The sequence below is a fragment of the Micromonospora eburnea genome (assembly GCF_900090225.1).
Taxonomy (GTDB): Bacteria; Actinomycetota; Actinomycetes; order Mycobacteriales; family Micromonosporaceae; genus Micromonospora; species Micromonospora eburnea.
On sequence record NZ_FMHY01000002.1, the window covers coordinates 5,283,587 to 5,306,549 of the forward strand.

General features: G+C 73.2%; 18 protein-coding genes. 3 read left to right on the plus strand and 15 right to left on the minus strand.

The window, feature by feature from the left end:
• Positions 1–20 precede the first annotated feature (20 nt).
• The 14 genes from GA0070604_RS22745 to mraZ form a co-directional block, all read right to left on the minus strand.
• Entirely contained in the window at positions 21–722 is a 702-nt protein-coding gene (locus tag GA0070604_RS22745) for a cell division protein SepF (protein WP_091122174.1), read from the minus strand.
• A gap of 192 nt (positions 723–914) precedes the next feature.
• Positions 915–1,664 (minus strand): YggS family pyridoxal phosphate-dependent enzyme, encoded by a 750-nt coding sequence (locus GA0070604_RS22750; RefSeq protein ID WP_091122178.1) that lies wholly within the window; start codon positions 1,662–1,664, stop codon positions 915–917.
• 9 nt (positions 1,665–1,673) lie between these two features.
• On the minus strand, positions 1,674–2,789 hold the full coding sequence (ftsZ, locus tag GA0070604_RS22755) for a cell division protein FtsZ (protein ID WP_091122181.1): 1,116 nt from the start codon (positions 2,787–2,789) through the stop codon (positions 1,674–1,676).
• Positions 2,790–3,031: 242 nt separating this feature from the next.
• The gene (locus GA0070604_RS22760; protein WP_091122185.1) at positions 3,032–3,850 is read right to left on the minus strand and encodes a cell division protein FtsQ/DivIB; all 819 of its coding nucleotides are present in this window, start codon (positions 3,848–3,850) and stop codon (positions 3,032–3,034) included.
• Complete coding sequence (gene murC, locus GA0070604_RS22765; RefSeq protein WP_091122188.1) at positions 3,847–5,337, minus strand: UDP-N-acetylmuramate--L-alanine ligase; 1,491 nt, start codon at positions 5,335–5,337, stop codon at positions 3,847–3,849. The genes GA0070604_RS22760 and murC overlap by 4 nt, the downstream gene beginning before the upstream one ends.
• A gap of 31 nt (positions 5,338–5,368) precedes the next feature.
• Entirely contained in the window at positions 5,369–6,475 is a 1,107-nt protein-coding gene (gene murG, locus GA0070604_RS22770; RefSeq protein WP_091122191.1) for an undecaprenyldiphospho-muramoylpentapeptide beta-N-acetylglucosaminyltransferase, read from the minus strand.
• Positions 6,475–7,881 (minus strand): FtsW/RodA/SpoVE family cell cycle protein, encoded by a 1,407-nt coding sequence (locus tag GA0070604_RS22775; RefSeq protein ID WP_244162230.1) that lies wholly within the window; start codon positions 7,879–7,881, stop codon positions 6,475–6,477. The genes murG and GA0070604_RS22775 overlap by 1 nt, the downstream gene beginning before the upstream one ends.
• Before the next feature lie 235 nt (positions 7,882–8,116).
• A complete protein-coding gene (gene mraY, locus GA0070604_RS22780) occupies positions 8,117–9,244 on the minus strand; it encodes a phospho-N-acetylmuramoyl-pentapeptide-transferase (RefSeq protein ID WP_091122200.1) in 1,128 nt (375 codons plus the stop codon).
• Entirely contained in the window at positions 9,241–10,638 is a 1,398-nt protein-coding gene (locus GA0070604_RS22785) for a UDP-N-acetylmuramoyl-tripeptide--D-alanyl-D-alanine ligase (RefSeq protein WP_091122203.1), read from the minus strand. Before GA0070604_RS22785 ends, mraY begins: the two co-directional genes overlap by 4 nt.
• Positions 10,635–12,248: a UDP-N-acetylmuramoyl-L-alanyl-D-glutamate--2,6-diaminopimelate ligase gene (locus GA0070604_RS22790; protein WP_208602150.1), complete on the minus strand. Its 1,614-nt coding sequence runs from the start codon at positions 12,246–12,248 to the stop codon at positions 10,635–10,637. The genes GA0070604_RS22785 and GA0070604_RS22790 overlap by 4 nt, the downstream gene beginning before the upstream one ends.
• A 52-nt stretch (positions 12,249–12,300) precedes the next feature.
• Positions 12,301–14,523, minus strand: coding sequence for a peptidoglycan D,D-transpeptidase FtsI family protein (locus GA0070604_RS22795; RefSeq protein WP_091122213.1), 2,223 nt, complete (start codon positions 14,521–14,523; stop codon positions 12,301–12,303).
• Positions 14,524–14,526: 3 nt separating this feature from the next.
• Positions 14,527–15,123, minus strand: coding sequence for a cell division protein FtsL (gene ftsL, locus GA0070604_RS22800; RefSeq protein ID WP_091122216.1), 597 nt, complete (start codon positions 15,121–15,123; stop codon positions 14,527–14,529).
• Entirely contained in the window at positions 15,120–16,229 is a 1,110-nt protein-coding gene (gene rsmH / locus GA0070604_RS22805; RefSeq protein WP_167363631.1) for a 16S rRNA (cytosine(1402)-N(4))-methyltransferase RsmH, read from the minus strand. The genes ftsL and rsmH overlap by 4 nt, the downstream gene beginning before the upstream one ends.
• A 207-nt stretch (positions 16,230–16,436) precedes the next feature.
• Entirely contained in the window at positions 16,437–16,868 is a 432-nt protein-coding gene (gene mraZ, locus GA0070604_RS22810; protein WP_091127342.1) for a division/cell wall cluster transcriptional repressor MraZ, read from the minus strand.
• 355 nt (positions 16,869–17,223) lie between these two features.
• On the opposite strand from mraZ, the gene GA0070604_RS22820 reads away from it, so the two are divergent.
• Genes GA0070604_RS22820 through GA0070604_RS22830 form a run of 3 tightly spaced genes read left to right on the plus strand, consistent with a single transcriptional unit; the run spans position 17,224 to position 19,881 of the window.
• Positions 17,224–18,471: a Mur ligase family protein gene (locus GA0070604_RS22820; protein ID WP_091122226.1), complete on the plus strand. Its 1,248-nt coding sequence runs from the start codon at positions 17,224–17,226 to the stop codon at positions 18,469–18,471.
• Positions 18,461–19,183, plus strand: coding sequence for a type 1 glutamine amidotransferase (locus tag GA0070604_RS22825; protein ID WP_091122229.1), 723 nt, complete (start codon positions 18,461–18,463; stop codon positions 19,181–19,183). Before GA0070604_RS22820 ends, GA0070604_RS22825 begins: the two co-directional genes overlap by 11 nt.
• Complete coding sequence (locus GA0070604_RS22830; protein ID WP_091127343.1) at positions 19,123–19,881, plus strand: TVP38/TMEM64 family protein; 759 nt, start codon at positions 19,123–19,125, stop codon at positions 19,879–19,881. The genes GA0070604_RS22825 and GA0070604_RS22830 overlap by 61 nt, the downstream gene beginning before the upstream one ends.
• 174 nt (positions 19,882–20,055) lie before the next feature.
• On the opposite strand, the gene leuS is transcribed toward GA0070604_RS22830, so the two are convergent.
• Entirely contained in the window at positions 20,056–22,920 is a 2,865-nt protein-coding gene (gene leuS, locus GA0070604_RS22835; protein ID WP_091122232.1) for a leucine--tRNA ligase, read from the minus strand.
• Positions 22,921–22,963 lie beyond the last annotated feature (43 nt).

The window sequence follows — 22,963 nt, forward strand, 5'->3', positions numbered from 1 at the left end:
ACGTCCCTCGGTCGAGCGGGCTAGCTCAGGCTGAAAAAGCCGCCCTCGGCGATCTTGGCCTTGTCCTCCGCGGTGACCTGCACGTTCGCCGGTGAGAGCAGGAACACCCGGTTGGTCACGCGCTCGATCGTACCGCGCAGCCCGAAGGCGAGCCCGGCGGCGAAGTCCACCAACCGGCGGGCGTCCGCCTCGTCCATCTCGGTGAGGTTGATGATCACCGGCACGCCGTCCCGGAAGTGCTCACCGATGGTGCGCGCCTCACGATAGGTGGTCGGGTGCAGCGTGGTGATCTGATAGCGCTGCTCCTCCTCGGCCACCACCGCCCGCTCCCGTGACTGCACCTGCGGCGCGAGGGCGAGATTGTCCCGGGTGTGGTACGTCAGCGCGCCGGAGGTCTCGCCGGCCCCGGAACGGGTGATGGAGCGGACACTGGACCGCTCGGTCCGCTCCGGACGCTCGCGCTCCACCTCGGCCCGCTCGGTGTCCACGGCGCGGCTCGTGGCGCGCTCGGACAGCCGGCCGCGCTCGCCGACGCGGGAACGGCTCACCGGCGGCTCCTCGGACTCCTCGTCCTCGTCGTCGGCGAACTCCTCCGAGTACCGGCTCGACCGGTAGCGCGAGTCCCGGTAGCCACCCTTGTCGTAGCCACCGTCCTCGTACGCCCGGTCGTCGTCCTCCTCGACGAGCCCGAGCCAGACCCCCGCCTTGCGCAGTGCACCCATCCCCGCGCCCTTCCGTCCGCCGTGCGGCACGCGCCCCCGTGCCGTGTCGCTTGATCACGAGTGGACAACATGCCCACCGGACCGGATCGGCAATCCCCGGCGAGCGGTTCGCGGTCCGCTCACCACGGCCCCCGGGCTGCGGGAACGCCGCTCCTAACCACACTGATGTAATTTGCTTCTCTCGCGGCCAGGCTACCGCAGCGTGGGACGCATTCCGAGCAACGCGCTCCCGACGCGGACATGTGTCGCGCCGTACCCGATCGCAGTCTCCAGGTCGCCGCTCATCCCGGCCGAGAGCACGGTCGCCTCCGGATGCCGGTCGCGGAACCGCTGCGCCACCGCCGCCAGCCGGGCGAACGCGCGTTCCGGCTCCCAACCCAACGGAGCCACCGCCATCAGCCCGCCCAGCCGCAGGGCCTCGGCGCCGGCGACCGCCTCGGCCACCGGGTCGAGCCCCCGATCGGGATCCGCCGAGTCCGGCAGCGCCCCGCCCCGGGCCGGGTCGCCGTCGATGCTCACCTGCACCAGCACCTCCAGCGGCCGGTCCCGGCCGGCCGCCGCGGCGGCGGCGTCGAGCGCGGCGGCGAGCCGCGCGCTGTCGACCGACTGGACGACGTCGGCGTACCGGACCACCGACCGGCACTTGTTGCGCTGCAGTTGGCCGATGAAGTGCCAGCGCGGCGTGACCCCGGCCGCCGCCACCTCGGCCGCCTTCGGCGCCGCCTCCTGGTCGCGGTTCTCCCCCACGTCGGTCACCCCGAGCCCGGCGAGGGCCACCACGTCGCCGGCCGGGTACGTCTTGGTCACCGCGACCAGGGTCACCGCGCCACGGTCCCGGCCGGCGGCCGCACAGGCGTCGGCGATCCGCGTACGTATCCGGGCGAGCCCGGCCGCTAGCTCGGCGCGACGGTCGGGTCGCACCGGGGCAGGTGTGTCGGTCATCGGTGCGACTCAGGACCCGTTCTTGAGGAAGTCGGGCACGTCGACGTCGTCGAAGAGCACCCGACGCGGCGACTGCTGCGGGGCGGCCATGGTGGTCGGCGGCGTGACCGGCGTGCTCGGCTGGGCCGGCTGGTTCTGGTTGGTCTTGCGGCCCGGCTCGACCGCCTTGTACGCGGGCGCGCCCCCGTCGAAGCCCGCCGCGATCACGGTCACCCGCACCTCGTCGCCGAGCGCGTCGTCGATGACCGCGCCGAAGATGATGTTCGCGTCCGGGTGGGCCGCGTCGGTGACCAGCTGCGCGGCGTCGTTGATCTCGAACAGGCCCAGGTCGGAGCCGCCGGCGATGGAGAGCAGCACGCCGCGCGCGCCGTCCATGCTCTGCTCCAGCAGCGGGCTGGAGATGGCCGCCTCGGCCGCCTCCACGGCGCGGTTCTCGCCCCGGGCGCTGCCGATACCCATCAGCGCGCTGCCGGCACCGCTCATCACGCTCTTGACGTCGGCGAAGTCCAGGTTGATCAGACCCGGGGTGGTGATCAGATCGGTGATGCCCTGGACACCGGAGAGGAGCACCTGGTCGGCGGTACGGAAGGCGTCCATCATGGAGATGTTGCGGTCGCCGAGGGCGAGCAGCCGGTCGTTCGGGATGACGATGAGCGTGTCGCACTGGTTGCGCAGCTCCTCGATGCCCGCCTCGGCCTGCACCTGGCGGCGCTTGCCCTCGAACGAGAACGGCCGGGTGACCACGCCGATGGTGAGCGCGCCGAGCTTGCGGGCGATGTTCGCCACCACCGGCGCGCCGCCGGTGCCGGTGCCGCCGCCCTCGCCGCAGGTCACGAAGACCATGTCGGCGCCCTTGAGCACCTCCTCGATCTCGTCGCGGTGGTCCTCGGCGGCGTTCTTGCCGACGTCCGGATTCGCGCCGGCGCCCAGCCCCCGGGTCAGCTCACGGCCGACGTCGAGCTTGACGTCGGCGTCGCTCATCAGCAGCGCCTGGGCGTCGGTGTTGATCGCGATGAACTCGACGCCCTTGAGCCCAACCTCGATCATCCGGTTGACGGCGTTGACGCCGCCGCCCCCGATGCCGACGACCTTGATGACCGCCAGGTAGTTGTGCGGAGGTGTCATCTCCGGTCCTTTCCCTTCGAGATTGGCATGGGCCGACCCCACACGGCTTGGCCGGACCAGCGGTGGAGCATTGCTTGCCCGACGAGGTCGACGACCGAAACCCTCACCCTCTACTAGAGGCTTAGAGCTATGTCAACCACTGATCTCTTCCGGGCAACGTATGCGCCGCTGCGCGATGAGCCAAGGACCTTTTCGGCGTGTCGCCGGCCGGAGCGGGGTGGCTCACTTTCCTGATCGGCGGATCACCGGAAGGTGACCACGTCCGGCGCGCTGACGTCGATCGTGTCGGCCTTCCGACCGAGCAACGCGGTGGCCACCTTGGACTTCTCCTCGCCCCGGGTGGCGTCCCCCCAGACCACCGTCCGGTCGTCGCGCAGCCGCAGGCTGATCCGGGCCAGCCCGGCCACGTCCACCGAGACCAGTTCCGCGCGCAACCGCGGACCGAGCGCGGCGAGCACCGCCAGCCCGGCCCGGGTGCCCGGGTCGTCCGGGGCCGGCCGGTCGACCCGGATCACCGGCAACCCGTCGGGGAGCCGGGGCACGGTCCGGAAGACGACCCCGGCGCGGTCGATCACCGCGTACCCGTCGCCCTGGGGAACCGCCGCCGCCGGAGTCCGCTCCACCACCCGGATCACCAGTGCGCCCGGCCAGTCCCGCTCCACCGTGGCCCGCTCCACCGGGGCGAGCCTGCCGACCCGCCGGGCGGTCGCCGCCAGATCCACCCGCGCCAGCGGCGTGTCGTCCGCGACGGCCGCGGCGTCGCGCACCTCGACCGGGGTGACCAGCCGCGCGCCGACCACCCGTACCTCGCGCACCCCGAACAGGCCGGTGCCGAACACGGTCCAGGCGACCAGCCCGGCGAGGGCGAGCACCGCGACGGTGACCGCCCAGGGCAGCGCCGCCCGCATCCGACGCTGCCGGGCCCGCGCCATGAACCGCCGGGTGGACGGCGGCACCGCGTCCGCGCCGGCCCGGATTAGCTGCCACCGCCGCACCGGGTTGCGCCGGCCGGCCCCGCCGTCCTGCCCACGGGTCCGGCCGCGGGCCGGGCCGGGGCTCATCCGGCCGGGGTCGCCGCGCCGTCCGGGCCGACGCCGGTGCCGACCGCCGCCGCGTCGCCCGCCCCGCCGGTACGGGCCAGCAGGGCGTCGAGCAACTGGTCGCCCATCAACGAGATCGGCGGGGCGCCCATGGTCACCACGACGTCGCCGGGGCGGGCCCGGCGGGCCACCTCGGCCGGCACGTCGTCCCACGCCTCGACGAACACCTTCCGGTCGGCCGGCAGCGGCACCGCCTCGACCAGCGCGACCGAGCCCTCGCCCGGCTGGCGCAGCTCGCCCGGGCCGAACACCTCCAGCAGCACCAGTTCGTCGGCGATGCCGAGCGCCGCGGCCATCTCCGCCTGTAGGTCCCGGGTGCGGTAGAGCCGGTACGGCTGGAAGACCACGATCAGCCGGCCCTCGCCGGCCACCTCGCGCAGCGTCTGCAGGGCCAGCGTCATCGAGGTCGGGTGGTACGCGTACTCGTCGTAGACCAGCACGCCGTCCGCGACGCCCTTGCGCTCGAAGCGCCGCCGCACGCCGGGGAACGCGCCCAACGCCGCCTCGGCCGCCTCGACCGGCAGCTCCAGCAGGTACGCCGCGAGCACCGCCGAGGCGCTGTTGAGCCCCATGTGCCGCCCCGGTACCGGCAGCCGGATCTCGCCCAGCGACCGGCCGTCGATCTCGGCCAGGTAGCGCACCCCCCGGGCGGACGAGGCCATCCCGCTCAACCGCAGGTCGGCGTCGGGCGACTCGCCGTACGTCCAGACCCGGCGCCCCTCGGCCCGCAGCGTCTCGGCCAGCCGCCGGCCGCCCGGGTCGTCCGCGCAGGTGACGATGAACCCGTCGGGGTCGGTGAGCCGGGCGAAGTCGGCGAACGCCGCCTCCAGGCTGGCCAGGTCGCCGTAGGTGTTGAGATGGTCCGCCTCGATGTTCGTGATGATCGAGACGTACGGGCGGTAGATCAGGAACGAGCGGTCGCTCTCGTCCGCCTCGACCACGAAGTGTTCCCCGGTGCCGTGGTGCGCCCCGGAGCCGACCTCGGAGATCTCCCCGCCGATCACGAAGGACGGGTCGGTGCCGGCCTGCTGGAGCACCATGGTGACCATCGAGGTGGTGGTGGTCTTGCCGTGCGTGCCGGCGACCGCCACCGTCCGCCGGCCGGTCATCGCCGCGGCCAGGGCCTCGGAGCGGTGCAGCACCCGCAGCCCGCGCCGGCGCGCCTCGACCATCTCCAGATGGTCCTGCGGGATCGCCGAGGAGTAGACCACCGTGTCCACGCCGTCCAGGTTGGCCGCCTCGTGGGTCATGTGGATGGTGCCGCCCAGCGCCCGCAGGCCGGCCAGGGACGGCCACTCCCGCAGCTCGCTGCCGGAGACCGGCAGGCCCCGGGTGAGGAAGAGCCGGGCCAGGCCGCTCATGCCGACCCCGCCCACCCCGATCAGGTGGATCCGGCCCAGATCCTCCGCGGTCATCGTGCCGGCGGGGGTGAACTGCGCGGTGTTCATGAGCGGTACCTTCCCGTCGCGGCGGCCGGCCTCACCGGCGCACCGCCTCGTAGACGAAGTTCAGCAGGGCCACGTCCCCGTCGCGCCGGCCGTACGCGGCCGCGGCGGCGCCCATCGCGGCGAGCCGCCGCGGGTCCCGGACCAGCGGGATCACGGTGCGCTCCAGCCAGGACGGGGTCAGCTCGGCGTCGTCGACGAGCAGCCCGCCACCGGCCTCCACCACGGGCAGCGCGTTGCGCTTCTGCTCCTGGTTGCTGTGCGGGTACGGCACGTAGATGGTGGGCAGGCCGATCGCGGCCACCTCGGCGCAGGTCATCGCGCCGCCCCGGGCCAGCATCAGGTCGGCCGCGGCGTAGCCCAGCTCCATCTCGGACAGGTAGGGCAGGGTCACGTACGGCACCGGCAGGTCGGTGGGGACGGAGATCGGCTCGTTGCGCGCGCCGATGACGTGCAGCACCTGCACCCCGTTGCGGGCCAGTTCCTTGGCCGCCCCGGCGACCGCCAGGTTGATCGAGCGGGCGCCCTGCGAGCCGCCGGCGACGAAGAGCACCGGCAGGTCGGGGCGGAGTCCGAAGTGGGCCCGGGCGGCGTTGCGCATGGCGGCCCGGTCCAGGCCGGCGATGCCCCGCCGCAACGGCACCCCGACCACCCGGGCGTCGCGCAGCGACTCCGCCTGCGACGGCTGGTGCGGGAAGCCGGCCGCGATGTTCTTGGTGAACTTCATCCCGAGCCGGTTGGCCACGCCCGGCGGCACGTTCACCTCGTGGATCACGATGGGCAGCTCGCGCCGCCACGCGGCCAGGTAGCCGGGCACCGAGACGTACCCCCCGAAGCCGACCACGACGTCGGCCCGCACCTCGTCGATCACCTTGCCCGCCGCGCGGGCCGCCTTCCACATCCGGTCGGGGGTGCGGACCAGGTTCATGTTGATCGAGCGGGGCAGCTGGTAGGCGGGGATCTGCCGCAGGTCGTAGCCGGCCGGCGGGATCAGCTCGTTCTCCAGGCCCTTCGGGGTGCCGAGACAGGTGATCCGGACGCTCGGGTCGTGTCGGCGCAGGCAGTCGGCGAAGGCCAGCAACGGGTAGATGTGCCCACCCGTACCCCCTCCGCAAAGCACCACCGAACGCAGCGGACCCATCAGCGTCTCCTCTCGCTCGCCGTGCCGGCGCGCGTCCGGCCCGGCCGTGGGCCGCGGGCTGCGGCCTGGTCGTCGGACCGCCGCGTCCTGGACCGGGGTACGGACCCGCGGTCCGGAGGTGGCGGCGCCGGCCGGCGCCGCCGGCCGGGAAGCGGCGGCAACGGGGCCCAGACTAGTCGGACCCATCGGGCCGGTGGACGGGCATGCAGGGCTCGGGCCGCGTCCGGCTCGGCGCGGGCGAAGGAGGCGAGCATGCCGACCGCCGCGAGGGTCACCACCAGAGCGCTGCCGCCGTCGGAGATGAACGGCAGCGGCACGCCGGTCAGCGGCAGCAGGCCGGTGACCCCGCCGATGTTGATCACGGCCTGGCCGACCAGCCAGGCCGTGACGCCCGCTGCGGCCAGCCGGCGGAACGGGTCCTCCACCCGCCGGGCGATCCGCAGCCCGGTGTACGCCAGCACGGCGAAGAGCACCAGCAGCACGGTGCAGCCGACCACGCCCAGTTCCTCGGCGACGATCGCGAAGATGAAGTCGTTGTGCGCCTCGGGCAGCCAGTCCCACTTGAAGGTGCTCTTGCCCAGGCCGACCCCGAACCAGCCACCGTGGTCGATGGCGCTGCGGGCCTGGACGGTCTGGTAGCACCAGCTCTCGAAGCATTCCTTCGGATCGGGCGGGCTGAGGAACATGGTGAGCCGGGCCAGCCGGTAGTTGTCGGCGTCCCGGGCCCCGGAGCCGGCGCCCAGGGAGGCGGCGGCGACCAGCAGTCCGATGCCGGCCAGGCCGACCGCGGAGAGCGTGGCGAAGACCTGGAGCCGGACGCCGGCCGCCCAGAGCAGCCCGACCAGCAGCGCCAGCAGGCAGAGCATGCTGCCGAGGTCGTTGTAGCCGACCAGCACGAAGAGCAGCCCGACCACCGGAAACAGGGGTGTGGCCAGCTCCTTCCACCAGCCCAGCGTGGCGCCCTTGCGGGCCAACACGTGCGCGCCCCAGAGCACCAGCGCGAGCTTGGCCACCTCGACCGGCTGGATGGTGATCGGGCCGAGGAAGAGCCAGAGCAGCTCGGCCTTCAGCGGGCCGATCGACTCGACCCCGAACAGCGCCTCCAGGGCGACCAGCAGGTTGAGGATCAGCAGCAGCACCACCGCCACACCGAGCACCGGCCGGGCCAGCGCCCGGAAGGTGCGGGCGGGCAGCCGCTGGCAGGCCCAGAACGCCACGATGCCGATCACCGCGAAGATCGACTGCCGGACCAGCGACGCCGACGCGTCACCGCCCGTGGCGAAATCCCGCACGCTGGTGGTCGAGAAGACCATGGTCAGGCCGATCAGCAGCAGCAGGCCGGCGCTGGAGAGCAGCAGGTAGTAGGAGGCCAACGGCCGGTCCAGCAGCCCGCGCAGCGCGGCCAGCCCGCCGGCCGCGTCCCAACCGAACAGCGGTGCCGGCGGGTCCGCCGCCCGGGTCGCGGCGGGCGGCCGCCGGGCCGGCGCGTCGGTGGCCACCTCGGTGTCTCGTCGTCCCTCCCCCACCCGCTCATCATCGCGGCTCGGCCCGCCCGCCCGTGGCGCAACCGCCCGGTCGGCGTGTCGGAACGCGAGCGGAGGGGTCTCCGGCAACACCGGGCGACCCCTCCGTGACGCCAGGTCAGGAGACCGCGGCGAGGAACTCGCTGTAGAACAGGCCCAGCGCGATGGCCACACCGATGCCGGCGATGATCCAGAACCGGACCACGATGTTGACCTCGCTCCAGCCGGCCAGCTCGAAGTGGTGCTGCAACGGCGACATCCGGAACACCCGCTTGCCGGTGGTCCGGAACGAGATGATCTGGATCACCACGGACATGGTGATGATCACGAACAACGCCCCGATGATCGGCAGCAGCAGGATGGTCCGGGTGGACATCGCCATGCCGGCGATCAGGCCGCCCAGGCCGAGCGCACCGGTGTCGCCCATGAAGATCCGGGCCGGTGACGTGTTCCACCAGAGGAAGCCGACGCAGGCACCCGCCGCCGCCCCGGCGATCAGAGCGATCTCCAGCGGGTCACGGACCGTGTAGCAGTACGCCTCGGTGTAGTTCGGGTCGGCGCACCAGTGCCGGTACTGCCAGAAGGCGATCAGCCCGTACGCGGCGAGCACCATCACCGAGGCGCCGGTGGCCAGGCCGTCCAGGCCGTCGGTGAGGTTCACCCCGTTGGTCGCGGCCATCACCACCAGGACGATGACGATCACCGCACCGATCTTTCCGATCTCCAGCGCGGGGATGTCCCGGATGAAGCTCAGCGTGGTGCTGCCCACCGTCTCGGCGTTGGTCCGGTTGCCGGCCCGGTCGTACATGGTGCTCGGGAAATAGAGCGCGACGACACCGAAGGCCGCGCCGACGATGATCTGGCCGGCCAGCTTGCCCCGCTTGTTGAGGCCACCGCTGTGCCGCTTGCGGACCTTCAGGAAGTCGTCGATGAAGCCGACCGCACCGGAGAACACCATCAGCCCCAGCAGCACCAACGCCGTGATGGTCGGCTCGACCTGGGCGATCTGCGCGTTCGGCAGGGTGGTCAGGGCCAGGTGGCCGGCGACGTACGCGATCACCGTGGCCAGGATGAAGACCACGCCGCCCATGGTCGGCGTGCCCTTCTTGCCCTCATTGCTGGCGAGCCCGAGGTTTGATCGGATCGGCTGGCCGGCCTTCAGCCGGGCGAACACCTTGATCGCGATCGGGGTGCAGAGCAGCGAGACGATGAAGGCGACCCCGATGGCGACGATCACCGCCCTCATGAGGCGGCCCCGTTCCCGGCGGCCGTGCGCAGCGCGTCGGCCACCTCCCAGGTGCGGTACCGGGAGCCCTTCACCAGGACCACGTCCCCTGGACGCAGTTCACTCCGCAGCACCTCGACGGCCGCCGCCTGATCGGTGAGCAGCACCGACTCTCCTCCCCAGTCACTTACCGCTGTGGCGCCTTCGTGGATCGGCGCCGCCGGCTCGCCCACCACGAGCAGCCGGTCGACACCCAACTCGGCCGCGAGCCGGCCGACCTGCTGGTGCCCCTCCCGTTCGAAGTCGCCCAGCTCGGCCATGTAGCCGAGCACCGCGACGGTACGCCCCGCCCCGCCCATGCTGACCAGCGAACGCAGCGCGACGGACATCGAGGCCGGGTTGGCGTTGTACGAGTCGTCGATCACGGTCACCCCGTCGGGGCGCTCGAACACGTCCATCCGCCGGGTGGAGACCAGGCCCAGCTCGCCCAGCGCGGCGGCCAGCTCGGCCAGGGGCATCCCCAGCTCACGGGCGACCGCCGCGGCGGCGAGGCTGTTCGAGACCTGGTGCCGCCCGGTCAGCCCGAGCCGCACCGGCGCGCTCCCCTCCGGGGTCACCAGGGTGTACGACGGCCGCCCCCGCGGGTCCAGGGTCACGTCCACCGCCCGTACGTCGGCCCGCTCCGCCTCGCCGTACCGGACCACCCGGGCCTCGGTACGCGTGGCCATCGCGTCGACGAGGGGGTCGTCGGCGTTCAGCACGGCCAGCCCGTCGGCGGGCAGCGCCTCGACCAACTCCCCCTTGGCCAGGGCGATGGTCTCCACCGAGCCGAACTCACCGAGGTGCGCGACCCCGACGTTGAGCACCACCGAGATCCGCGGCGGCACCACCTCGCACAGGTAGCGGACGTGCCCCACCCCGCGGGCGCCCTTCTCCATCACCAGGTAGCGGGTCTCCGGGCCGGCCTGCAACGCCGTGTACGGGTGCCCCAGCTCGTTGTTGAACGAGCCGGGCGGCGCCACCGTCGGACCGAGTCGGGCGGTGAGCTGGGCGATCAGGTCCTTGGTGGTGGTCTTGCCGGAGGAGCCGGTCAGCCCGATCACGGTCAGCCCGGGCAGCCGGTCGACCACCGTGCGGGCCAGCCGGCCCATCGCGTCGAGCGCGTCGGCGACCAGCACCATCGGCACGCCGGGCACCTCGCGGGTGCCGAGCACGGCCACCGCGCCGGAGGACACCGCGGCGGCGGCGTAGTCGTGCCCGTCCACCTGCTCGCCGGGGAAGGCGACGAAGAGCCCGCCGGGGCCGACCTTGCGGGAGTCGAACTCGACCGAGCCGGCGACCCGGGCGGCCGGGTCGGCGGCGACCAGCCGGCCGTCGACGGCGGCGGCGATCTCGGCCAGGGTCAGCGTGATCATCGCTGCCCCACCAGGTCGCCGAACCGGGCGCGCAGCGCCTCCGCCAGCTCCACCCGGTCGTCGAACGGCAGCACCTCGCCGTTGATCTCCTGACCGCGTTCCTGGCCCTTGCCCAGCAGCGCCACCACGTCGCCCGGTTCGGCCAGCCGGACCGCCTCCTCGATCGCGGCCCGCCGGTCGGGCACCTCGATGATCCGCGCGGCGGTGCCCGCGGCGTACGCCCCGGCCAGCACCTCGGCCCGGATCGCGGCCGGGTCCTCGGTGCGCGGGTTGTCGTCGGTCACCAGCACCACGTCGGCGCCCGCCGCGGCGGTGGCGCCCATCACCGGCCGCTTGCCCCGGTCCCGGTCGCCGCCGGCGCCCAGGACGCTGATCAGCCGGCCGGCGGTGAGCTGCCGCAGCGCGGCCAGGACCGCCTCGATGGCGTTCGCCTTGTGCGCGTAGTCGACCACCCCGCGGACCGGGGCGTCGCCGCTGACCAGTTCCAGCCGACCGGGCACGCCGCCGCAGGCGGCCACCCCGGCCGCGGCGGTGTCCGGGTCGACTCCGGCGGCGACCAGGATCGCGATGGCGAGCAGCGCGTTGGCCACGTTGTGCCGGCCGGGCAGCGCCACGCCGGTGGGCCGGGTCAGCCCGTCCGGGCCGTGCACGGTGAAGCGCTGGGAGTAGCCCTCGCCGTCGACGCCGTCGGCCCACCAGGTGGCGGTCGGGTCGCCGGCCGCCGAATAGGTCACGGTCGCCGGCTTGACCAGCGGCCGTAGCGCCGGGTCGTCGTGGTTGAGCACCTCGACCTGGCAGCGCCCGTCGAAGAGCTTCGCCTTCGCGGCGAAATAGTCCGCCTCGTCGGCGTGGAAGTCGAGATGGTCGGAGCCGAAGTTGGTGTAGCCGCCCACGGTGAACCGCACCCCGCCGACCCGCCCCATGGCCAGCGCGTGGCTGGACACCTCCATGACCACCGCGTCGACCCCGCGCTCGCGGGCCACGGCGAGCATGGCGTGCAGGTCGGTCGCCTCCGGGGTGGTCCGGACGCTGTCGATCACCAGGTCGCCGAGCCGGGTCTCCACGGTGCCGATCAGACCGGTGGTGCGCCCGGCGGCGCGCAGCCCGGACTCGATCAGGTAGCTGGTGGAGGTCTTGCCGGCGGTGCCGGTCACCCCGATCACCAGCAGCCCGGCGGTGGGATCGCCGTAGACGGTGGCGGCGACCTCGCCGAGCACCGCCCGCGGATCGTCGACCACCAGCGTCGGCAGGCCCGTGGCGGCGGCCAGCTCCGCGCCGGCCGGGTCGGTGAGCAGAGCCACCGCGCCGGCCTCGGCCGCGGCGGCGGCGAACTCCGCGCCGTGCCGGCGGGCGCCGGGCAGGGCCGCGTAGAGGTCGCCGGGGCGGACCTCCTGGCTGGCGTGGGTCACCCCGGTCACCGCCACCTCGGCGGCCGCCGGAGGCAGCTGAGCCTGACGTTCGCTCGCGGCTGCGGGGCTCGCGAGCCCGCTCCTCGCGCTCGTCTGCAACCGGACGGCGAGGTCGCCGAGCCGGACGGGATTCACGGTACGGGGACGTGGATTGCCGGGCACGGCGTCAGACCCTACCCGGTCGTCCGGTCCCGACCGCACAGCCGCCCCGGTGGTTCGTCCCCACTCACCGATGATGTCCCTCCGTGCCCGCTCAGCGCGGAAAGACCTCGAACTTGGGGGACTTGTCGGTCGCGGACGGCGGCACCCGGTAGTGGTGGAGAGTGAAACCCATGATCTCGCGGAAGGCCGGCGCGGCGAGCGCGCTACCCTCGCCGCCCGGGCTCCACACGAAGACCGCCACCACGTACCTCGGCTTCTCCGCCGGCGCCATCCCGATGAACGAGCCGACCGCGCCGGGCTGGAGCTTGCCGTCGACGTACCGCGACCCGGTGCCGGTCTTGCCGGCCACCCGGTAGCCGGGGACGGCGGCGGCCAGGCCGGTGGCCCGCTCGCCGGGGCCGTTGTCGATCGTGGTGACCGCCTCCAGCATGCGCCGCAGCGCGGTCGCGTTCTGCGGGCTGAGCACCGGCCAGGTACGCGGGGCGGCGGCCGGGGTCTGCTTCCCCTCCGGATCGATCGTCGCCTTGACCAGGTGCGGCTGGACGTACGTCCCGTCGTTGGCGATCGCGGCGTACGCGGCGGCCATCTGCAACGGGGTGGCGTCCACGCTGTGCCCGATCGGCACCGACCCGTACGACGAGCCGCTCCACTCGTTGGCGGGAAGCAACCGCCCGGCGGCCTCCCCGGGCATGCCCTCGCCGGTGCGCTGCCCCAACCCGAACCGCTTCTGGTAGTCGATCAGGCGGTCCGGGCCCAGCTTCTCGGCGATCTCGATCGTCCCGACGTTGGACGAGAACGCCAGCATGCCGGGGATGCTCATCCGCTGCCCGTTGGCCGGGTGGGTGTCCTTGAAGACCACGCCACCCCTGGTGATCGTGTTGGCCACCGGGAAGACGGTGTCCGGGGTGATCACCCCCTCCTGGAGGGCGGCGCCGTAGGTGATCGCCTTGTGGATCGAGCCGGGGTCGACCACGAAGCTGGTGGCCGCGTCCTCCCGGTCGGCCGGCGAGTTGACCTTCGTCGGGGCGGCCGTGCTGTAACCGGGGTAGCTCACCTGGGCCAGCACCTCACCGGAGGACGGTTCCAGGATCACCGCCGCGCCGACGCTGTTGCGGGTCTGGGCCATCTGGGTGGACAGGATGCGCTGAGCCTGGAACTGCAGGTCACGGTCGAGGGTCAACGCCAGCGAGCTGCCCGGCTTCGGCGGCGTGGTCTCGCTGAAGCCGCCGGGGATCGGCGCGGCCAGGTCCCCCCGCCCTGACTCGTACCGCTTCCGGCCGGGCTGCCCCCGCAGCAGGTCGTCGTACTTCGCCTCCAGGCCCTCCAACCCGATCATGTCCTGGCTGACGAAGCCGAGCAGGTTGGCGGCCAGGTCGCCGCCGGGCACCTCGCGCCGCTCGTCCCGGTGCGTGCCGATCCCGGCCAGCTCCAGCGCCATGATCTGCTTGGCCTTGTCGATGGGGACGCCACGGGCCAGGTACTCGAACCGGGACTTGATGGAGGTGCCGGGGAGGGTGCGCTCCTTCATCCGGTCGGCCAGGTCGGAGGCCGGCACCCCGAGCAGCGGGGAGAGCAGCTTCGCGGTGGCCACCCGGTCCTTGACCTTGGGCGGGTCGGCGTAGACGTAGCGCGCCTCGATGCTGTGCGCCAGCGGGGCGCCGGTCCGGTCGTAGATGGTGCCCCGCGGGGCCGGCAGCTCGACCACGGTGAGCCGGTTGACGAGCCCGCCGTCGGCGAACGCCGGGGTGTCCACGGTCTGGAGGTAGACCAGCCGGATGCCGATGGTGGTGAAGAGCGCCAGCGCGAGCAGCGTGCCGAGCCGCAGCCGGCGGCGCGGGTCGGCGAGCTTCGGCGGGCGGCGCTTCTTGCGGACCGGCCGCCGGGCGGCGGGCCGCTCCGGGCGGCGCGGGCCGGGCCGGCGCCCCGGCGGCACCTCGTCGTCGTCGAACGGCTCCCGCACCGGCCGGGCCGACACGGTCCGCACCACACCGCCCCGGGCGCCCGCGGGAGCCTCCCGGCGGCCGGTGCGGGCCGCCCCGGACCGACCGCCGTCGAGCACCTGCAAGGCCGGGCGGAACGGGTCGCCGGAGCGGCCGCCGCGCGGGGTACGCCGCTGCTCGGCGCCGCCGACTCCGGTCCGGGCCGTGCCGCCGCCCTCCCGGATGGTCCGCCCCCGGGGCGTGTACGCGCGCGCGTCGGAGATCCCGCCGACCCCCGGCTCACCGGAGCGGGGGTCGGTGCCCCGGCCGTCCCGCGACGAGCCGCGCCGGGAGCCCATGGCGTCCCGGCGCGGTTCCTCCGATCTCGGCGGCACTGCTCAGCCTCCGTTGCCCTGCTGGCTGGTGATGGCCGGCGCGCTCTCCGCCGGCTGCGGCACGCCGATGACCTTCCCGTCCGGCAGCCGGATGTACGCCAGCTCGCCCGACTCGACCAGACCGAGCTTGCGGGCGTTGGCGGTCAGGTTGCCCGGGGCCTTCTGGTCCGCGATCTCCTTCTCCAACTGCTGCTGGTCGACGTCGAGCTTGGCCTGCTGCTGCTGCAGCCGCTCCAGCTTGAACGCGTTCTCGTTGATCTTCGTGTTGACCGCCAGGATGCCGAGCACCCCGCCGACCACCAGCACCAGGATCAGGCCGACGAACGGCGCCTGGGGCACGGACACCGGCGGCGGCGGGGCGACCCGCAGCCGCGGCGTCGACGTACCGGTCTTCCGGGTCCGCTCGGCCGGTCGCAGTGCCGCGCTGCCCTGGGTGGGGAACTCGCGCGCCCCCCGGGCGCGAGTCTCCTCCCGGCGGTCGAGCCGGTCGGCCCCCGCCGTGGTCGCGGCCCGTGTGGTGCGCTGCGCCGTGGTCCGGCCCCCCGACCGCGGTGCGCGCTGCCCGACGGCGTCCCGGCCGTCGCGCTGATTGACGTTCATGTTCCCTCCCCCTCTTCGTCCGTCCCGTTGCCGTCCACCGGGGCCGAGCGGGGATCCGAACCGGATCCCGGCGACCCTGTCCCCGGTTGGTGCATCGCCTTCACCCGGCGGCGGTACCGTTCGCGGTCGGTACGCCTCTGCCGGGCCGCCTCCGGGTCGAGCCGCTCGGCGGCCCGCAGCCGCACCGAGGCGGCCCGCGGGTTTGCGGCGACCTCCGCCTCGCCGGGAAGCTCGGCGCCCCGGCTGAGCAGCCGGAACGTCGGGCCCGACCCGGGCAGTTCGACCGGAAGGTCGACCGGGCCCTTGCTACGGACCCGGTCGGCGAGCGCCTGCTTGGTGAGCCGGTCCTCCAACGAGTGGTAGGACAGGATCACCGCGCGACCGCCCACGGCGAGTTTGTCGAGCGCGGCCGGCAGCGCCGTCTCCAGCGCTGCCAGTTCCCGGTTTACCTCGATACGTAAAGCCTGAAACGTTCTCTTTGCCGGGTGTCCCCCGGTTCGTCGGGCTGGTGCCGGAATGCTCTCCCGAACCAGCTCGGCCAGTCGCGCCGACGAGGTGATCCGGCCCCGCTCGCGCTCCCGGATGATCGCCGAGGCGATCTTCCCGGCGAACTTCTCCTCGCCGTACACCCTCAACACCCGGGCCAGCTCCGGGTGGGAGTAGGTGTTGACCACCTCCTCGGCGGTCACCCCCCGGGTCTGGTCCATCCGCATGTCCAGCGGCGCGTCCTGCGCGTACGCGAACCCGCGGTCGGGCGCGTCGAGTTGCAGCGACGACACGCCCAGGTCGAACAGGATCCCGTCGATCGCCGGATACCCGAGCCGGTGCAGCACATCGGGCAGCTCGTCGTAGACGGCGTGCTCCAGGTGGATCCGGTCGGCGAAACGGGCCAGCCGGACCCGCGCGTGGGCCAGGGCCTCGGTGTCCCGGTCCAGGCCGATCAGCACCGTGTTCGGGTGCGCGGCCAGCACCGCCTCGGCGTGCCCGGCCAGGCCCAGCGTCGCGTCGACGTGCACGGTACGTCGGTTCCGCCCCAGCGCGGGGGCCAGCAACTCGAGACACCGCTCAAGCAGCACCGGCACGTGCGTGCCGCGTAGCTCCCCCATGTCGACCCCCACCGGTTGAAACCAACTTCCGTCCATGTCGCGTCCGTCGTCGCCACGACGCCCCGCCGTACCGCCAGATCCCCATCCGCTCCCCGCCCGCCGGAGGCCGCGGCCCTCCGATCGGATCGTGCGCCTGGCACCGGGGAAGGGGCGCCAGGAACTCGAAAGCGGCTGGAGATCTCGCAGTACGTCGGGCGTCGTCACGCCCTACAGACCGCCGGGCAGCACCCCCTCCTCGATGTCGGCGAAGTCGTCTTCACTCTCCGCGAGGTAGGCCTCCCAGGCCGCCCTGTCCCAGATCTCCACCCGGGTGCTCGCGCCGATCACGACCAGGTCGCGCTCCAGCGCGGCGTACGAGCGCAGGTGCGCGGGGATGGTTACCCGCCCCTGCTTGTCCGGCACCTCGTCGTGGGCGCTGGCGAAGAAGACCCGGCTGTACGCGCGGGCCGCCTTGCTCGTCATCGGCTGCGCGCGCAACTGGTCCGCGATCCGCTGGAACTCGGGCATCGGGAAGACGTAGAGGCAGCGCTCCTGCCCTTTGGTGATCACGACACCCCCCGCCAGCTCATCCCGGAACTTCGCCGGAAGGATCAACCGGCCTTTGTCGTCCAGGCGCGGAGTGTGGGTGCCGAGAAACATCGGCCCAACCCCCTCGCCCTGAGCGGCGTTCGCGGCGCCGCTGACCCCCCGGGCCGGTGTGGCCCTCCCGGCCTCACCATCGCGCCCCACTCTACTCCACTTCCCTCCACCTGCAACCGGAAACGCCCGCGCGGCGTGGCGTTTTCGGTCGCAAAAGCGCACGTCAAAGGGGGTGGAGTGGAGTGGAGGGCGGCGGTGGCCCCCGGGGCGCGTCCGCTACCCGACATAGATCGACTCCATCCGGGCGAAGGCGTGTTGGCCGTCCGCCGGGCGCTCCCACCCGAACGGTCCGCCGTCGGCAACGATCCGGCGGCCGCCGGGGTCCGGTAACCTCGCTCGCGTGACGGACGCGAAAATGCCCCTGCGGGCGAAGGTGGCCAGCTCCGTGTCGCGCACCGCGGCGGCGCTGTCCCGGGCCGCGGGTCGTGGCGACGGCTCGGTGATCGGCGGCTGGATCGGCCTCAAGATCGACCCTGACCTGCTCGCGCACCTGTCGGCCGGCCGCGCCATCGCGCTGGTGTCCGGCACCAACGGCAAGACCACCACGACCCGGCTCACCACCGCCGCCGTCGGCGTGCTCGGCCGCGTCGCGACCAACTCCTTCGGCGCCAACATGCCCACCGGCCACACCTCGGCCCTGGCCAAGGCCGGCAGCACCCCGTACGCCGTGCTGGAGGTCGACGAGCACTACCTCGCGCAGGTGCTGGAGGCCACCGACCCGCACGTGGTGGCCCTGCTCAACCTCTCCCGCGACCAGCTCGACCGGGCCAAGGAGGTCGCCATGATGGCGCAGCTCTGGCGCACCGCGCTGGTCCGGCACCCCGAGGTCCGGGTGGTCGCCAACGCCGACGACCCGATGGTGGTCTGGGCCGCCACACCGCCCGCCGACCCGGCCCAGGGCCACACCCCGCCGCACGTCACCTGGTTCAGCGCCGGCCAGCGCTGGCACGACGACTCGTGGGTCTGCCCCGAGTGCAGCTCCACCATCCAGCGCTCCGGCGAGCAGTGGTGGTGCACCGGCTGCCACCTGCGTCGCCCGCAGCCGCAGTGGACCGTCGAGGAGGACGGCGTGCTCGACCCGAGCGGCGCCTGGCACAAGGTGCAGCTCCAGCTCCCCGGCAAGGTCAACGTGGGCAACGCGGCCACCGCCCTCGCGGTCGCCGCCGAGTTCGGCGTACGGCCGGTGGACGCGGTCTCCCGGCTCGCCGCCGTCACCTCGGTCGCCGGCCGCTACGCGCAGGTCGACCGGGACGGGCGCAACATCCGGCTGCTACTGGCCAAGAACCCGGCCAGCTGGCTGGAGGCGTTCGACATGGCCGACGTGGAACCCACCCTGCTCTCCATCAACGCGCGCGACCCCGACGGGCTGGACACCTCCTGGCTCTACGACGTCGACTTCGCGCCGCTGCGCGGCCGTCAGGTCCTGATCACCGGCGACCGGGCGTACGACCTCGCCGTCCGGCTCGACGTCAACGGCGTGCCGTTCCAGCACGTACGCAGCTTCGAAGAAGCGGTCCGGTCGGTGCCACCGGGCCGGCTGGAGGTCATCGCCAACTACACCGCCTTCCAGGACATCCGAGCGGAGCTGGACCGTGTCAACTGAGAGCGTGCGCATCGTCTGGGTCTACCCCGACCTGCTGTCCACCTATGGCGACCGGGGCAATGCCCTGATCCTGGCCCGGCGGGCCCAGCTGCGCGGCATGCCGGTCGAGGTGCTGGAGGTCCGCTCCGACCAGCGGCTGCCCGCCACCGCCGACATCTACCTGATCGGCGGCGGCGAGGACGGCCCGCAGGCGCTGGGCGCGCAGCGACTGCTCGCCGACGGCGGCCTGCACCGGGCGGTGGCCCAGGGCTCGGTGGTGTTCGGCGTCTGCGCCGGCTACCAGCTCCTCGGCACCTCCTTCTTCGCCAAGGGCACCAAGTGCGCCGGGCTGGAGCTGCTGGACATCTCCTCCGACCGGGGCCCCTCCCGGGCCGTCGGAGAGCTGGCCGGCGACGTCGACGGGCGGCTGGGCATCCCGTACCTGACCGGCTTCGAGAACCACGGCGGGCGGACCCACCTCGGACCCGGGGTGTCGCCGCTGGCCCGGGTCACGGCCGGGGTCGGCAACGACGGGGTGACCGAGGGCGCCTGGCGGGGCAAGCTGCTCGGCACCTACTCGCACGGCCCGGCGCTGGCCCGCAACCCGGCCCTGGCCGACCTGCTGCTGCGCTGGGCGACCGGCATCCACCAGCTTCCCGCGATCGACGACACCTGGGCCGACCGGCTCCGGTCCGAGCGTCGCGCCGCGGTGGCCGCCGCCGCCCGGGTGTGACCCCCACCGCCCGGCGGCCAGCCGCGGGCCGGTTCGCCGCGCTGCTCCGGCAGCCGTCCGCGCGCCGGTTCGGGCTGCTGCTCCTGCTGCTCGCCGGGTGCGGGGTGGCCCTGCTGCTGGTGCCCCGACCGGACCCGGCCGACCTGCCCCGGCTCGCCCTCTCCCTCGGCGGGTACGCCCCGGTCGCGGCAGTCCTGGGCGGGGCGTTGCTGATGGTGGCGCTGGTCCCGCGTACCTTGGTCACGCTCGCCGCGGGCGCGATCTTCGGCCCGCTGGCGGGCACCGCGTACGCCCTCGGCGCGGCGCTGCTCGCGGCGGCGCTCGGCTTCACGGTCGGCCGCCTGCTGGGCCGGCAGTTCGTGGCCGAGCGGGTCCGCGGTCGGCTGGCCCGACTGGACGGCTGGTTCGCCCGGCAGAGCGTACTCGGGGTGATCACCGTACGGCTGCTGCCGATCGCCGGGTTCGGGCTGGTCAGCTACGGCTACGGCACCACCGGGGCGCGGCTGCTGCCGTTCCTGGCCGGCAGCGTGATCGCCGCCGTCCCCACCGCCGTCGGGTACGCGGCGATCGGCGCGGCCGTCACCTCCCCCGGCCAGATCAACTGGTACGCGGCCGCACCGGCCGGCCTCGGCCTGATCGCCAGCGTGTTCATCATCCGCACGTGGTGGCGCGCCGAGCGCCGGCCGGCCCCGAGCTGAGAGCAGCGCATCGGCTCGAAAGCGGCACCGGGCACACCTGCCCACCCGAGCGCCCAAGTGCACGGAAAGAGTGGCCATCCTTCGCGGAATGGCCACTCTTTCCGTGAAACCGCGCGAACGCCCCGCGGCCGCGCTCCCCGGCACGCGGGCCGGGGTGCGCGAGCGCGCGGCGGGTCAGGCGACGACGGAGACCATGCGGCCCTTCACCACGATGACCTTGCGGGGCTCCTTGCCGCCCAGCGCACCGGCGACCGCTTCCAGGGCGGCCGCGCGGACGTCGTCCTCGGACGCGTCGGCGGGCACCTCGATCCGGCCGCGCACCTTGCCGTTGACCTGCACCGGATAGGTCACCGTCTCGGCGACCAGCAGCGCCGGGTCGGCGGTCGGGAAGTCCGCGTACGCCAGGGAGGTGTCGTGGCCCATCCGCCGCCACAGTTCCTCCGCGATGTGCGGGGCGAACGGGGCCACCATCAGCACCAGCGGCTCGGCCACCTCGCGCGGGGTGCCGGGCAGCCGGGTCAGCGCGTTGGTCAGCTCGATCAGCTTGGCGATCGCGGTGTTGAACCGGATCCCCTCCATGTCGCCGCGAACCCCGTCGATGACCCTGTGCAGCAGCCGCCGGGTCGCCTCGTCGGCCGGCGCGTCGGTGACCCGCAGCTCGCCGGTCTGCTCGTCGACGACCGCCCGCCAGACCCGCTGCAGGAACCGGTACGAGCCGACCACCGCCCGGGTCTCCCACGGGCGGGACACCTCCAGCGGACCCATCGACATCTCGTACACCCGGAAGGTGTCCGCGCCGTACGCCGCGCACATCTCGTCGGGGGTGACGACGTTCCTCAGCGACTTGCCCATCTTGCCGTACTCGCGCTTGACCTCGGTCTCGCCGTGGAAGAACCGGCCGTCCACCTCGACGACCTCCTCGGCGGGCACGTAGACGCCCCGGGCGTCGGCGTAGGCGTACGCCTGGATGTAGCCCTGGTTGAACAGCTTGCGGAACGGCTCGAACGACGAGACGTGGCCCAGGTCGTACAGCACCTTGTGCCAGAACCGGGCGTACAGCAGGTGCAGCACGGCGTGCTCCTGGCCGCCGACGTACAGGTCGGTGCCACCGCAGTCGCCGGGGCCCTGCGGGCCCATCCAGTACGCCTCGTTCTCCGGGTCGACGAAGCGCTCGCCGTTGGTCGGGTCGACGTAGCGCAGCTCGTACCAGCAGGAGCCGGCCCACTGCGGCATCACGTTGGTCTCGCGGGTGTAACGCTTCGGCCCGTCGCCCAGGTCCAGCTCCACCTCGACCCAGTCGCGCCGCCGGGACAGCGGGGTCTCCGGGTTGCTCGCGGCGTCCTCCGGGTCGAAGGTACGCGGCGAGAAGTCGTCCACCTCGGGCAGCTCGACCGGCAGCATCGACTCGGGCAGCGCGATCGGCGTGCCGGTCTCGTCGTACACGATCGGGAACGGCTCGCCCCAGTAGCGCTGCCGGGAGAACAGCCAGTCGCGCAGCCGCCAGGTGACCGCGCCGGTGCCGTGCCCGTTGGCCTCCAGCCACTCGATGATCCGCGCCTTGGCGTCGGCCACCCCCAGACCGTTCAGGTCCAGGCCGCGGTCGGGCGCGGCGCTGTTGATCGCCGGGCCGTCCCCGGTGTACGCCTTGCCGGCGAAGCCCTCCGCCGGCTGCACGGTCCGCACGATCGGCAGGTCGAAGACCTCGGCGAAGTCCCAGTCCCGCTCGTCCTGGGCGGGCACCGCCATGATCGCGCCGGTGCCGTAGCCGGCCAGCACGTAGTCCGCGATGAAGATCGGGATGCGCCCGCCGGTGACCGGGTTGGTGGCGTACGCGCCGACGAAGACGCCGGTCTTCTCCTTGGTCTCCGCCTGCCGTTCCACGTCCGTCTTGGCCGCGGCGGCCTTCCGGTACGCCTCGACGGCGACCCGCGGGCTGGCGTGCCCACCGGTCCAGGCGTCCCTCGTCCCCTCCGGCCAGGCGGCCGGCACCAGCACGTCGACCAGCTCGTGCTCGGGGGCCAGCACCAGGTAGGTGGCCCCGAAGATGGTGTCCGGCCGGGTGGTGAAGACCCTGATGCGGGCTTCGCCCGCAAAACCGGAATCAGTGGTCGAGGTCGGGAAGTCGATGTGCGCGCCGGTGGACCGGCCGATCCAGTTGCGCTGCATCAGCTTGATCGGCTCGGGCCAGTCCAGCGTCTCCAGGTCGTCCAGCAGCCGGTCACCGTACGCGGTGATCCGCATCATCCACTGCTTCAGGTTCCGCTTGAAGACCGGGAAGTTGCCCCGCTCGGAGCGGCCGTCGGCGGTGACCTCCTCGTTGGCCAGCACCGTGCCCAGCCCCGGGCACCAGTTCACCGGCGCCTCCGAGACGTACGCCAGCCGGTGGTCGTCGACGACCTTCCGCCGCTCGCCCACGGTCAGCTCGGCCCACGGGCGGCCGTCCGGGGTGGGCCGGTCGCCCTTCTCGAACGCGGCGGTCAGCTCGGCGATCGGCCGGGCCTTCCTCGCCTCCGGGTCGTACCAGGAGTTGAAGATCTGCAGGAAGATCCACTGGGTCCAGCGGTAGAAGTCGGTGTCGATGGTGGCCACCGAGCGGCGCTCGTCGTGGGCCATTCCCAGCCGACGCAGCTGCGCCTTGTAGCGCTCGATGTTCGCCTCGGTGGTGGTCCTGGGGTGGGTGCCGGTCTGCACCGCGTACTGCTCGGCGGGCAGGCCGAACGCGTCGAAGCCCATCGCGTGCAGCACGTTGCGCCCGGCCATCCGCTGGTAGCGGGCGTAGCAGTCGGTGCCGATGTAACCCAGCGGGTGGCCCACGTGCAGGCCCGCACCCGAGGGGTACGGGAACATGTCCAGCACGTACAGCTTCTCGGCGCCCGCGCGGGGGTGGTCCGGGTCGGCGAGAGGGCCGGTCGGGTTCGGCGCGTGGAAGGTGCCCTCCCGCTCCCAGGTGTCCTGCCAGCGGTGTTCGATCTCCTCGGCCAGGGCCGCGGTGTACCGGAACGGGGGGATGTCGGTCGCCGGTGCGGCTGCCTCACTCATGGCGTCTCCTCGGCGCGGGTCATGTCGGATATGGGGAGGTCTG